At 68.9% G+C, this 13,079-nt stretch carries 10 protein-coding genes; 7 read left to right on the top strand and 3 right to left on the bottom strand.

The annotated features are described in order from the left end of the window. The first annotated feature begins 59 nt into the window (after positions 1 to 59). Complete coding sequence (locus EBE87_RS14805; protein WP_120637015.1) at positions 60 to 851, top strand: GntR family transcriptional regulator; 792 nt, start codon at positions 60 to 62, stop codon at positions 849 to 851. Then, positions 848 to 2,479, top strand: a complete 1,632-nt coding sequence (locus tag EBE87_RS14800) for an amidohydrolase (RefSeq protein WP_120637016.1) — start codon at positions 848 to 850, stop codon at positions 2,477 to 2,479. The genes EBE87_RS14805 and EBE87_RS14800 overlap by 4 nt, the downstream gene beginning before the upstream one ends. 1 nt (position 2,480) lies before the next feature. Here EBE87_RS14800 and EBE87_RS14795 read toward each other — a convergent pair whose 3' ends face one another. The 3 genes from EBE87_RS14795 to EBE87_RS14785 all read right to left on the bottom strand — a co-directional run bounded on the left by EBE87_RS14795 (position 2,481) and on the right by EBE87_RS14785 (position 6,951). Beyond that, the gene (locus EBE87_RS14795; protein WP_120637017.1) at positions 2,481 to 4,190 is read right to left on the bottom strand and encodes an IlvD/Edd family dehydratase; all 1,710 of its coding nucleotides are present in this window, start codon (positions 4,188 to 4,190) and stop codon (positions 2,481 to 2,483) included. 102 nt (positions 4,191 to 4,292) lie between these two features. Next, the gene (locus tag EBE87_RS14790; RefSeq protein ID WP_199707146.1) at positions 4,293 to 6,110 is read right to left on the bottom strand and encodes a glycoside hydrolase family 15 protein; all 1,818 of its coding nucleotides are present in this window, start codon (positions 6,108 to 6,110) and stop codon (positions 4,293 to 4,295) included. A 43-nt stretch (positions 6,111 to 6,153) separates the two neighbouring features. Beyond that, entirely contained in the window at positions 6,154 to 6,951 is a 798-nt protein-coding gene (locus EBE87_RS14785; protein WP_120637019.1) for an SDR family oxidoreductase, read from the bottom strand. 143 nt (positions 6,952 to 7,094) lie between these two features. Between EBE87_RS14785 and EBE87_RS14780 the strand changes: the two genes are divergently transcribed. The 5 genes from EBE87_RS14780 (at position 7,095) to EBE87_RS14760 (ending at position 13,078) form a co-directional block, all read left to right on the top strand. Continuing rightward, on the top strand, positions 7,095 to 7,835 hold the full coding sequence (locus tag EBE87_RS14780; RefSeq protein ID WP_120637020.1) for an SDR family NAD(P)-dependent oxidoreductase: 741 nt from the start codon (positions 7,095 to 7,097) through the stop codon (positions 7,833 to 7,835). Positions 7,836 to 7,939: 104 nt separating this feature from the next. Next, positions 7,940 to 9,472, top strand: a complete 1,533-nt coding sequence (pehA, locus tag EBE87_RS14775; protein WP_199707148.1) for a phosphoric/sulfuric ester hydrolase PehA — start codon at positions 7,940 to 7,942, stop codon at positions 9,470 to 9,472. Next, positions 9,472 to 11,100 (top strand): ABC transporter substrate-binding protein, encoded by a 1,629-nt coding sequence (locus tag EBE87_RS14770; protein WP_199707156.1) that lies wholly within the window; start codon positions 9,472 to 9,474, stop codon positions 11,098 to 11,100. Before pehA ends, EBE87_RS14770 begins: the two co-directional genes overlap by 1 nt. Before the next feature lie 2 nt (positions 11,101 to 11,102). Beyond that, complete coding sequence (locus tag EBE87_RS14765; protein ID WP_122140054.1) at positions 11,103 to 12,101, top strand: ABC transporter ATP-binding protein; 999 nt, start codon at positions 11,103 to 11,105, stop codon at positions 12,099 to 12,101. Continuing rightward, positions 12,098 to 13,078 carry an ABC transporter ATP-binding protein gene (locus EBE87_RS14760; protein WP_120639598.1) on the top strand — a complete coding sequence of 327 codons (981 nt, stop codon included), beginning with the start codon at positions 12,098 to 12,100 and terminating at the stop codon, positions 13,076 to 13,078. Before EBE87_RS14765 ends, EBE87_RS14760 begins: the two co-directional genes overlap by 4 nt. Position 13,079 lies beyond the last annotated feature (1 nt).

Here is a 13,079-nt window from a genome sequence, read left to right as displayed (position 1 = left end):
TCGCGCTCGTATCCTTCATCTGATACAAGGCGTGCTGACGCTGATAATGTGATAACAAAATGCCTGCAAGTGCAATCACGGATGTCACAGAATCCGCACCTTCGCTGGAGGAGCGCGCCTATGACAGCATCCGCCGCGCGCTGATGGGCGGGACCTTCGTGCCCGGGGACCGGCTCTCCATACGGCAGGTGGCGGCGGCACTGGGCACCAGCCCCATGCCGGCGCGCGCGGCACTGCAACGCCTGGTGGCGGAGCAGGTGCTGGAAGTGCTGCCCTCCGGCACCGCGGTGGTGCCGCTGCTGACCCGCACCTCCTTTATCGAGCTGCGGGCCATCCGCGCGCAGCTCGAGCCTTTGGCCGCCAGCCTCGCCGCCCCGAACATGGACAAGCCGGGCCTGCGGCGGCTGGAGACATGGATCGATTCGCTGGAAGCCTCGCTGGCGCGCGGCGACATGGAAGCGGTGCTGACGCAGAACCAGCACTTCATGTTCGATATCTACCGGGCTGCGCGCGCACCGATGCTGCTGGGCATCATCGAGACGCTCTGGCTGCGGCGCGGGCCGATGTACTGGGGCGCGCGCGCCGCACTGCTGCGCTGGAAGGCGCCTTTCACCCGCCACAAGGCCGCCGTGGCGGCGCTGCGCGCGGGCGACGGCGTGGCGGCCGGTGCCGCCATCCGCGACGAGATCGAGAGCACCACCGATTTTCTCCTGGCGGAGATCCAGTTCGCCGACGATCCGCCGCAGCCGAGCGGCGTGTCACAGCTTGAGGCGTTGAAGCGCGGGCCGGCCAGGGCCGGCAAGCCCCGGGCCGCCGCCAAGCGCGGCGCCCGCAACAGGAGCGATGCATGAGTTCTGCGGATCTGATCCTGACCGGCGGCCGTATCTTCCGCGGCCTCGCGGTGGGCTTCACGGAGGCGCTGGCCATCTCCGGCGGAAAGGTGCTGGCGGCCGGCAGCGCCGCCGAGATCGCGACCCTGGCCGGGCCAGGCACCCGGACCATCGACCTCGCGGGACGCCTGGCGGTGCCGGGGCTGAACGACGCCCATATGCATCTGGTGCCGCTGGGCCTCGGCATGCTGGAGGTTGGGCTGCGCGCGGATACCGGCGCCAACAGCATCGCAGTGATCCTGGAGCGCATCGCCACCGCCGCGCGGCAGGTGCCGCCTGGAAGCTGGATCGTCGCCAGTGGCTATGACCACAACGAGCTGGCGGAGAAGCGCCACCCCACTGTGCGGGAACTGGACGCCGTGGCGCCGGACCATCCTGTCTATGTGAAGCGCACCTGCTCCCATATCGCCATCACCAATAGCCGCGCCTTGCAGGCGGCCGGCATCGACCTCGAGACGCCGGTGCCCGAGGGCGGGCTCATCGAGCGGCGCGACGGCGCCCTGACCGGCCTGCTGGCGGAAGGCGCCATGCGGCTGGTCTCCCGCGTCATGCCGGAGCCGGGGCGGGAGCAACTGGTCGCCGCCATCGAGCGTGCCGGCACCAGCATGCTGGCCCAGGGCATCACCAGCACCATGGAAGCCGCCGCCGGCATGAATGGCGGCATGGAGGAGATCGCGGCCTTCGAGGAAGCTGCCGGCACCGGCCGCCTGCCGCTGCGCACCTGGACCTGCCTCTACGGCAATCCGGATGGCATTGCCGAGGAAGCGCATGCCGCCGGCTACCGCTTCGGGCGGGAGGTGGGGCTGCTGCGCTACGGCGCCATAAAGGTCTTCGCCGATGGCAGCGCCGGCGGCCTCACCGCCGCCATGAGCCAGCCCTATCTGGTGGGCGAGGCTGGCAACCACGGCGTGCTCTGCCTGCCGGAGCGGGAGATGCACCAGTATCTCGCCCATTACCATGCCATGGGCTACCAGCTCGCCATCCACGCCATCGGTGACGCGGCGATCGAGCAGGTGCTTTCGGGCATCGAGCGCGCCGGCACGGCAGAACAGCCGGTGCTGGGCCGGCGCCACCGCATCGAGCATTGCGGCTTCCTCAACGACAGCCAGCTTCGCCGCATGGTGGCGGCGGGCATCGACCCGGTGCCGCAGCCGGTCTTCCTCTATGACTTCGGTGACCTTTACCTCCGCAACCTGGGCGCGGACCGCACGGACGCCTCGCACCCCATGCGCCGCTGGCTGGAGGCCGGGCTGCATCCGGCCGCCAGCACCGATGCGCCGGTCTGCGCCACGGATCCCTTCAAGAACCTTTATGCCATGACCACGCGCCGCAGCCGCGCCGGCACACTGCTGGGGCCGGAGCAGCGCCTTTCGATGGCCGAGGCGCTGCACACCTATACCGCCTGCGGCGCCTATACCCAGTTCGCCGAGGACCGGATGGGCCGGCTGGTGCCCGGCCATTTCGCCGATATCGCCGTGATGTCGCACGACCTTTTCACGATTGACCCCGAGCAACTGCGCTCGGAGGCCCACTGCGACATCACGATCCGGGGCGGCGAAGTGGTCTTCGACCGCCTCGGGCAGTGCTGAACTAGGCGCCGGGCTCCTCCGGCGGGCCGGTCAGGAAGTCGAAGTCGCAGCCCTGGTCGGCCTGCAAGACAGTGTCGTGGAAGAGCTTGGCATAGCCACGACGCGGCGCCGGGCGGGGCGGCGGTGCCTCGGTGGCGCGGCGGGCGAGCTCCTCCGCCTCCACCAGCAGTTCCAGGCTGCGTGCCTCCACATCCAGCGCGATGCGGTCCCCGGTACGGACCAGCGCAAGCGGCCCGCCGATGGCGGACTCGGGCGTGATGTGCAGCACGATGGTGCCGAAGGCGGTGCCGGACATGCGGGCGTCGGAGATCCGCACCATGTCCTTCACGCCCTGCTGCGCCAGCTTCCTCGGAATGGGCAGGTAGCCCGCTTCCGGCATGCCCGGCGCACCCTTGGGTCCGGCATTGCGCAGCACCAGCACATCCTCCGCCGAGACTTCCAGGTCCGGGTCGTCGATGCGGTCGGTCATGTCCTCGACACTGTCGAAGACCACGGCGCGGCCGGTATGGCGCAGCAGGGCAGGGGTGGCGGCGGCATGCTTGATGACGGCGCCACCGGGGCAGAGATTGCCGCGCAGCACCGCCATGCCGCCGGTGGATTTCAGCGGATTGCTGCGCGGGCGGATCACGGTCTGTCCCGGCACGTCCTCGGCCAGGGCGAGGTAGTCGCGCAGCGTGCCGCCCAGCACCGTGGGGGCATCCAGGTCCAGATGCGGCTCCAGTTCCTGCAACAGGCGCGGTACGGCGCCGGCATGGTGCAGGTGTTCCATGTAGTGGTCGCCGCTGGGCTTCAGGTCCACCAGCACTGGCACCTCGCGGCCGATGCGGTCGAATTCCTCCAGGTCCAGCGCCAGCCCCAGCCGCCCGGCGATGGCGGCCAGATGCACCAGCCCGTTGGTGGAGCCGCCAATCGCCTGCAACACCACCATGGCATTGCGGAGCGAGCCCTTGGTCAGCAGCTTCCCGGGGGCCGGGCCGCCGCGCCGGGCCATCTCCACCGCCACGCGGCCGGTGGCCTCGGCGCAGCGCAGGCGCTCGGCATGGGGGGCTGGAATGGCGGCGCTATGGGGCAGGGAAAGGCCCATGGCCTCCAGCATGCAGGCCATGGTGCTGGCCGTGCCCATCACCATGCAGGTGCCGACGGAGGGGGCGAGGCGGCCGCTGATCACCTCGATCTCCGCCTCGTCGATCTTGCCGGCGCGGTGCTGGCCCCAGAGGCGGCGGCAATCGGTGCAGGCGCCCAGCACCTCGCCACGGTGGTGGCCAACCACCATCGGCCCCACCGGCAGCACCACGGCGGGGATGCCGGCGCTGGCGGCGCCCATCACCTGCGCCGGCAGCGTCTTGTCGCAGCCGCCGATCAGCACCACGGCATCCATCGGCTGGGCACGGATCATCTCCTCCGTATCCATGGCCATCAGGTTGCGCAGGTACATGCTGGTCGGATGGGCGAAGGACTCGTGGATGCTGATGGTCGGGAAGGCCATCGGCAGCCCGCCCGAGAGCATCACGCCGCGCCGCACCGCTTCCACCAGCTGCGGCGCATTGCCGTGGCAGGGGTTGAAGTCACTGGCCGTATCCGCGATGCCGATGATGGGCCGGTCCAGCGCGTCGTCCGAATAGCCGGCGGCCTTGATGAAGGCCTTCCGCAGGAAGAGCGAGAAGCCGGCATCGCCGTAGCTGGTAAGTCCCTTGCGCAGCCCGTTTGACATCGGTGCTTTTCCCCGTTTCCTCGTTGCGGCCGCCCTTCGGCGCATTCAGGGACAGCCTAGCCAGGATCGCGCCAGGAACAAACTCCCTGCCGGAGGCTGATATCAGGGCCGCCATTCCGCGGGCTTGCCTCCGCTCACTTCGCGGTCGAGGTAAACGGCGGCACTGATCAGCGCCAGATGGGTGAAGGCCTGCGGGAAATTGCCCAGGAATGTGCCGCGCATGGAGAATTGTTCAGCATAAAGCCCGACGTGGTTGGCGTGGTGCAGGATCTTCTCGAAGCAGAAGCGCGCCTCGGCGATCCGCCCCGCCCGGGCCAGGCATTCCACGTACCAGAAGGAACAGGCGGCGAAGGCGCCTTCCTCCCCATCCAGCCCATCGGGCTCGCGGTAGCGGTAGATCAGGCCCTCGTCGCCCAGTTGTTCGCCGATGGCGTCCAGCGTCGCCAGCCAGCGCGGGTCGGTGGCGGCGACGAAGCGCACCAGGGGCATCATCAGCATGGACCCGTCCAGGGTCGTGCCACCCTTGCTGCGGACGAAATGGCCGCGCTCCTCGTTCCAGAAATTCGTCCAGATATCGTCCTGGATGGCATTGCGGACGGCGATCCAGCGGTCGAAAGGCGCGGCCAGGGAGCGCTTGAGCGCCAGCCGCACGGCGCGGTCCACCGCCACCCAGCACATCAGGCGGGAATGAAGGAATTCACGCGGCTTGTCACGGATCTCCCAGATGCCGGCATCGGGCAGGTGCCAGCTTTCGCAGACATGGTCGATGACGCGCCGCACGCCCTGCCAGTCATCGTAGGAAATGGCGCGGCCGTATTTGTTGCTCAGGTAGATGGAGTCCATCAGCTCGCCATAGATATCGAGCTGCTCCTGCTCGAAGGCCTCGTTGCCGATGCGGACGGGACGGGCGCCGCCATAGCCGGCCAAGTGGTCCAGCTCCTGCTCCTCCAGCCGGGTATGGCCGTTGACGCCGTACATGATGCGCAGGCGCCCATCCGGCCCGGCTTCCCGCGCCCGGTCATTCACCCAGTGGTTGAAGGCATCCGCCTCCCGCGCATAGCCCAGGCGCATCAATGCATAGACGGTGAAGGAGGCATCGCGGATCCAGCAGGCGCGGTAATCCCAGTTGCGGCTGCCGCCTGGTGCCTCCGGCAGGCCGAAGGTGGCCGCCGCCAGCACCGAGCCGTCCTTGCGCGAGGTCAGCAGCTTCAGCACCAGCGCCGAGCGGATGACCATGTCCCGCCAGCGGCCGCGATAGGTGGAATGGTCCACCCAGGCCTGCCAATGCTCGATGGTGCGGCGCAGCAGCTCGCTGATCTCGTCTGTGCTGGCCAGGGTGGCCCCGCTGCTGTCCAGCACGAAGTCGGCCTGCTGCCCGGCTTCCAGCACGATCTCCGCCACTAGGTCGCCGCCCTCGGCCCGGAAGGTGGCGGGGCCGCTCAGGCGCAGGGGGTCGCCCTGCTCCGGGCGCATCCAGCCATGCCCGTCCTCGACGGAGGCGGTGGAAGCCACGCGGCCGTAGTCGAAACGCGGCGCGCAGCGCAGGCGGAAGGTGACACGGCCGCGGGTGGCGCGGATGCGCCGGACCAGCCGGGTGCCGGCGGCGCAATCCTCCTCAACCACCGGCATCAGGTCCAGCAGCTCGGCGCTGGCCGTCTCGCCCAGCCAGCGGGTCAGCAGCACATTGGTGTCCGGCAGGTACATCTGCCGGATGGTGGCGTCGGGGATATCCGGCGCCAGGGCGAAATGGCCGCCGCGCTCCGGGTCCAGCAGCGCCGCGAAGATGCTGGGGCTATCGAAGCAGGGCCAGCACAGGAAGTCGATCGTGCCATCCAGCCCGACCAGCGCGACCGTGGAAAGGTCGCCGATGGCCGAGTGATCCTCGATCCGCCGGGGGATCTCAGCCCTGGTCCCGGCCATCTCGGGCGCCGATGCTGCTTCGGAGCCCGCCTTCATCCCACCATCAGCCATTGTCGCGGAAGCCAGGATAGAGCGTCATGCCGCCATCCACGAAGAGCGTGGCCCCCACCACGTAATCCGCCATGTCGGAGACCAGGAAGAGCGCCGCGCGCGCCACATCCTCCGGGTCGCCGACGCGATGGTAGGGGATCAGCTTCAGCACTTCCTTTTCGCCTTCGCCCTGCAGCGCATCGGCATTGATGGCGGTTCGGATGGCACCGGGGGCGATGCCGTTCACGCGAATGCCTTCCTCCGCCACCTCCTGCGCCAGGGTCCGCATCAGCAGTGAGACCCCGCCCTTGGAGGCCGCGTAATTCGCATGCCCGGCCCAGGGGATGGCCTCATGCACCGAGCTCATGTGCAGGATCTTGCCGCGTGCCCGGGAAACCCCCCGGTCGCCCTGCTTCCGGAACTGCCGCACGGCGGTCTGGGCGCAGAGGAACTGGCCGGTGAGATTGGTGTCGATCACCTTCCGCCACTCGTCCAGCGTCAGGTCGGTGAAGGCGGCGTCTTTCTGGATGCCGGAGTTGGCCACCAGGATGTCCACGGCGCCGAACTGCTCCACCGCCCTGGCGAAGAGGGCATTCACCTCCTCCTGCTGGGCGACATCGGCCTTCACGGCGATGGCGCGGCCACCGCCGGACTCGATCTCCCGCACGACCTCCTTCGCCTTCTCCTCGCCGCTGAAATAATTCACCACCACCGAGGCTCCGGCCTGCCCGAATTGCAGCGCGATGCCCCGTCCCAACCCCGAGCTGCCGCCCGTTACCACCGCCACCTGACCGTCCAGCCTGCACTGCATGCCGCGCACTCCTGCCAATCCTCCCCCATAAAAGCCGCAACCGTGGAGAGAGTTTTCACCCGCCCGGGCGCCTCCATGGTCTCTGGCGCCGCCCGCCCAGGGCTGGCACACAGAAAGCAGCCGAACCCGCCGGAGATGATCCCATGGCCCCCAGCCGACCCATCATGCTGCTGACCGGCGCCAGCCGCGGCATCGGGCATGCCACGGTGAAGCGCTTCCAGGCGGAGGGCTGGCGCATCCTCACCGTCTCCCGCCAGCCCTTCTCGGAGGAGTGCCGCTGGCCGGAGGCGCGGGAGAGCCACCTTCAGGCCGACCTGGCCGACCCTGTCTCCATCGCCCCGCTGGTGGAGGAGGTGAAGCGCCGCCTGCCGGATGGCCGGCTGCACGCGCTGGTGAACAACGCCGGCATCTCCCCCAAGCTGCCCGGCGGCGGCCGCATGGGGCTGCTGGACACCGACCCCTCGACCTGGATGAGCGTCTTCAACGTCAACCTCTTCTCCACCGCCGCGCTGGCCAAGGGGCTGTTCGGGCCGCTGAAGGAGGCAGGGGGGACCATCGTGAACGTCACCTCCATCGTCGGCTCCCGCGTCCATCCCTTCGCCGGGCCGGCCTATGCCTGCTCCAAGGCCGCGCTGGCGGCGCTGACACGGGAGATGGCGCATGAATTCGGCCCGCACGGCATCCGGGTGAACGCGATCGCGCCCGGCGAGATCGACACCGCCATCCTGTCCCCCGGCACCGAGGACATCATCCAGCGCCTGATCCCGCTGCACCGGCTGGGGGAGCCGGCGGAGGTGGCCAATACCATCCTCTTCCTCTGCTCCGCGCAGTCGTCCTACATCAACGGCGCCGAGATCCACATCAATGGCGGCCAGCACGTCTGAGGTTGCATCGCCGGGCCTGACGTCCCGGATCTGTCATACGGCCGTCATTCGCCTGTCGCGCTGCGCCGCTAATCGGCCAGCAGACAAGCGAGGGCCGGATGAGCGTGGCGCAAAGACGTAATGTCCTTCTGATCGTGGTGGACCAGTGGCGGGCCGACTTCGTGCCCGCGCTTGGCGCGGATTTCCTCAAGACCCCGAACCTCGACCGGCTGTGCCGGGAGGGCGTGACTTTCCGCAACCACGTCACCACCGCCGTGCCCTGCGGCCCGGCCCGCGCCAGCCTGTTGACCGGCCTCTACCTGATGAACCACCGCGCGGTGCAGAACACCGTGCCGCTGGATTCCCGACATATGAACCTAGGCAAGGCGCTGCGGGGTATCGGCTACGACCCGGCGCTGATCGGCTACACCACCACCACGCCGGACCCGCGCGGCACCACGGACAAGGACTTCCGCTTCACCCTGCTGGGCGACCTGATGGAAGGCTTCCGCAGCGTCGGCGCCTTCGAGCCCAGCATGGACGGCTATTTCGGCTGGCTGGCGCAGAAGGGTTTCGATCTGCCGGAGAACCGCGAGGATATCTGGCTGCCGGAAGGCGAGGATTCCGTCCCCGGCGCCACGCAGCGCCCCAGCCGCATCCCGGCGGAACTCTCCGACACCGCCTATTTCACCGAGCGCGCCCTGACCTACCTGAAGGGCAAGGGCGAGAAGCCCTGGTTCCTGCATCTGGGCTATTGGCGGCCGCACCCGCCCTTCATCGCGCCAGCGCCCTTCAACACCATGTACGACCCGGCGGAGATGCCGAAGCTGGTGCGCGGCCCGACCTGGCAGGAGGAAGCCAAGCAGCACCCGCTGCATTCCTTCTACCTCAACGGTATCAGCCAGGGTTCCTTCTTCCACGGCGCCGGCGGTGCGGCCTCCGAGCTGGATGAGGCCACCGTGGCGCAGATGCGCGCCACCTATGCCGGCATGATCTCGGAAGTCGACCAGGCGCTGGGTGAGGTCTTCGACTATCTGGACGAGACCGACCAGTGGAAGAACACGCTGGTGATCTTCACCAGCGACCATGGCGAGCAGCTGGGCGACCATTACCTGCTCGGCAAGATCGGCTATCACGACGAAAGCTTTCGCATCCCGCTGGTCATCAAGGACCCCGACGCGCCAGACTCCGCCGGACAGATCGAGGATTGCTTCACCGAAAGCGTGGACGTGCTGCCCACCATCCTGGACTGGCTGGGCGGCACGCCGCCGCGCGCCTGCGACGGCCGCTCGATGCTGCCGGTGGTGCGGGACGGCGCCCCGGACGATTGGCGGAAGCACCTGTTCTATGAATACGATTTCCGCGACGTGCATTATTCCAAGCCGGAAGGCGTGCTCGGTCTCGGCATGGACGACAGCTCGCTCTGCGTCGTGCAGGACGCGCAGTGGAAATACGTGCACTTCGCGGCGCTGCCGCCGCTGCTCTTCAACCTGGAAGCAGACCCGGCGCAGCTTCAAAACCTGGCGGAAGACCCGGCCTATGCCGAGATCGTCGCCCGCTACGCGCAGCGTGCCCTGTCACACCGTATGAAGCACGCGGAGCGCACGCTGACCCATTTCCGCTCCACGCCACAAGGCCTTGAGGAGAGACAGCCATGATGAACCTGTCCCGCCGCGCGCTGCTGGGCGCCGGTGCCGGCGCGGCCCTGCTGCCGCGCTTCGCCATCGCGCAGGCCGACAACCGGCCCACCATCAGCATCGCCGTGCAGAAGATCAGCAACTCCAACACCCTGGAAGTGCTGCGCGAACAGTCCAATGTGGGCGAGCGGATCTTCTTTTCCTCGCTCTGGGAAGGGCTGATCGGCCGCGCCTGGCTGGATGAGTTGAAATCCATCCCGCTGCTATCCACCGAATGGAAGCGCGTTAGCGACAGCGTCATCGAGCTGAAGCTGCGCGAGGGCGTGAAGTTCCACAATGGCGATGAGATGACGGCCGAGGACGTCGCCTTCTCCTTCGGTTCCGGCCGCATGTTCGGGGACACGCCGGCCACGGCCCAGGGCCGCACCATTCCCGTGCGGGGCGATGGCATTCCCACCCGCGCCGGGCGGGAACTGCCGCCGGAGATACCCGCCGTCGCCCGCCGCTCCTGGCCGGCGCTGGCGCGGGTGGAGGTCGTGGACAAGTACACGGTGCGCTTCCACAACGCGACGCCGGACGTGACGCTGGAAGGCCGCCTCGCGCGCTATGGCAGCGAGATCATCAGCCGCCGCGCCTTCACCGAAGCCGAGACCTGGTTCGATTGGGCGCGCAAGCCCGTCACCACCGGCCCCTACAAGGTAGTGGAATTCCGCCCGGACCAACTTCTGGTGCTGGAAGCGCATGACGAATACTGGGGCGGCCGCCCGCCGCTGAAGCGCATCCGCTTCATCGAGGTGCCGGAAGTGCCGGCGCGCATCAACATGCTGCGCTCCGGCGAAGTGCAATTCGCCTGCGACATCCCGCCCGACCAGATCGGCGCCATCGAGGGTGACGCGAAATACGAGGTACAGGGCGGCACGATCCTGAACCACCGCATCAGCGTCTTCAACCAGAGCCACGCGGTGCTGAGGGATGCGCGGGTGCGCCGCGCCATGACCCATGCCCTCGACCGGCAGGCGATCGTGGAGAGCCTCTGGGCCGGCCGCACCTTGGTGCCGAAGGGCCTTCAGTGGGACTACTACGGCGATATGATGGTCGCCGACTGGGCCGCGCCGAAGTATGACCCGAAGGAAGCGCAGAACCTGCTGAAGCAGGCCGGCTACAAGGGCGACCCGATCCCCTACCGCCTGCTGAACAACTACTACACCAACCAGACGCCGACGGCGCAGGTGCTGGTGGAGATGTGGAAGGCCGTGGGCCTGAACGTCCAGATCGAGATGAAGGAGAACTGGACGCAGATCCTCGACCGCAATGGCGAGCGCGGCGTCTACGACTGGTCGGCCAGCGCGCCCTTCAACGATCCTGTCTCCTGCATCGTCAATCAGTTCGGCGCCAATGGGCAGGTGCAGCAGGTCGGGCTCTGGAGCAACGAGGAAAGCAACCGCATGGCGGTGGTGCTGGAAACCAGCACCGACCACGCCCAGCGCAAGCAGGCCTTCCGCCGCATGCTGGAGATCTGCGAGCGCGAGGACCCCGTGTATCAGGTGCTGCACCAGAACGCGACCTTCACCGCCAAGCGGCGCGACATCAAGTGGAAGGCCGCGCCCGCCTTCGCGATGGAATTCCGCGCCAACAACTGGGGCGGCTGAGCATGGCCGGCGCCGCGCTGGTCGAGATCCGCGACCTCGCCGTCGCTTTCGACGGGACGCCGGCCTTGCGCGGCGTCTCGCTCTCCATCGGCAAGGGTGAATCACTCGGGCTGGTGGGGGAGAGCGGCTGCGGCAAGTCCGTCACCTGGCTGGCGGCGCTGGGGCTGCTGCCGCGCAAGGCCCGCGTCACCGGCAGCGTGCAACTGGCGGGGCAGGAGATCCTGCACGCCCCGCCCGCCACGCTGGACCGCGTGCGCGGCGGCCGTGTCGCCATGATCTTCCAGGACCCCGCCAGCAGCCTGAACCCGGTGCACCGCATCGGCCGCCAGATCACCGAGGCGCTGCAACTGCATCGTGGCCTCTCCGGCGCCGCGGCGCGGGAGGAAGCGCGGCGGCTGCTGGAGCAGGTCGGCATGCCCGATGCGCTCCGGCGGCTGGATGCCTATCCGCATGAACTCTCGGGCGGGCAGAACCAGCGGGTGATGATCGCCATCGCCCTGGCCGGCCAGCCCGAGCTGCTGGTGGCGGATGAGCCCACCACGGCGCTGGATGTCACCATCCAGGCGCAGATCCTGACGCTGCTGGCTGAGATCCGGCGGGATACCGGCATGGCCCTGGTGCTGATCTCGCACGACCTTGGCGTCATCGCCGAGACCTGCGAGCGGGTCTGCGTCATGTATGCCGGCCGCATCGTCGAGGAAACGCGGACGGAGCGGCTCTTCGCGGCGCCCTCCCATCCCTATGCCCAGGGCCTGATGGCCGCGCTGCCGCCGATCCACGGGCCACGCCGCCCGCTGGCCGCCATCCCAGGCTCGGTGCCGGAGCCCTGGGCCATGCCGCCCGGCTGCGCCTTCGCCCCGCGCTGCCCGCGCCATGTCGCCGCCTGCGATGCCGCGCCGCCGCCGCTGGTGGCGGTCACGCCTGGCCATTGCGCCGCCTGCATCCGCCCCGGCGCGGCTTCCGCCCGCGCGCCCCTCTCGCCGGAGCTGCTGCCCGCATGACGCCCTTGTTGGAAGCCCGCGACCTGGTGCGCCGCTACTCCATGCGGCGGGGCATGCTGGGCCGCCCGGTCGAGGTGCGCGCCGTGGATGGCGTGACGCTGCGGCTGGAGGCCGGCAAGACGCTGGGACTGGTCGGTGAATCCGGCTGCGGCAAATCCACCACCGGCCGCATGGTGCTGGGCCTGGAAGCGCCGGATGAGGGCGACGTGCAGTTCGAGGGCGCGCCGATGCCGCCCCCCGGCAGCCTGCCCTGGCGCCGCCAGCGCGCGCGGATGCAGATGGTCTACCAGGACCCGCTTGGTGCGCTGGACCGCCGCCTGACCATCGGCGCCCAGGTGGCCGAGCCGTTGCAGATCCATGGCCTTCCGGCCGACGATGCCCGGGTGCACGCCCTGCTGCGCCAGGTCGGTTTGCGACCGGACCAGGCGGAGCGTTATCCGCACGAACTCTCCGGCGGCCAGCGGCAGCGCTCCGTGCTGGCCCGCGCCCTGGCCACCGACCCGGTGCTGCTGGTCTGTGATGAGCCGATCAGCGCGCTGGATGTGTCCATCCAGGCGCAGGTGATGAACCTGCTGGTGGATTTGCAGCAGCAGCGCGGCATCGCCCTGCTGTTCATCAGCCACGATCTGCGCGCCGTGCGGCAGATGAGCCACCGCGTCGCCGTCATGTATCTCGGCCGCATCGTCGAGGAAGGGGAGCCGGACGCCGTGCTGCACGAGCCCGCGCATCCCTATGCCCAGGCGCTGGTTTCCGCCATTCCCGACCCCTCCCGGCGCGGCAACCGCATCGTGCTGCAGGGCGACCCGCCCAACCCCGCCGCGCGGCCTTCCGGCTGCGCCTTCCACCCGCGTTGCCCGCTGGCCGTGCCGCTCTGCGCGCAACAGGCGCCGGCGCTGAAGCCGCGCCCCGGCGATGGCCGCATGGTCGCCTGCCACGTCGCCCAGGGCGATGTCGCGCCGATGCGAAAGGCTGCCTGAC

Source organism: Teichococcus wenyumeiae (assembly GCF_003696345.1).
In the GTDB taxonomy this organism is placed as follows: domain Bacteria; phylum Pseudomonadota; class Alphaproteobacteria; order Acetobacterales; family Acetobacteraceae; genus Pseudoroseomonas; species Pseudoroseomonas wenyumeiae.
The sequence above is the reverse complement of the archived record's forward strand: the minus strand, read 5'-3'. Positions and strand labels throughout refer to the sequence as shown.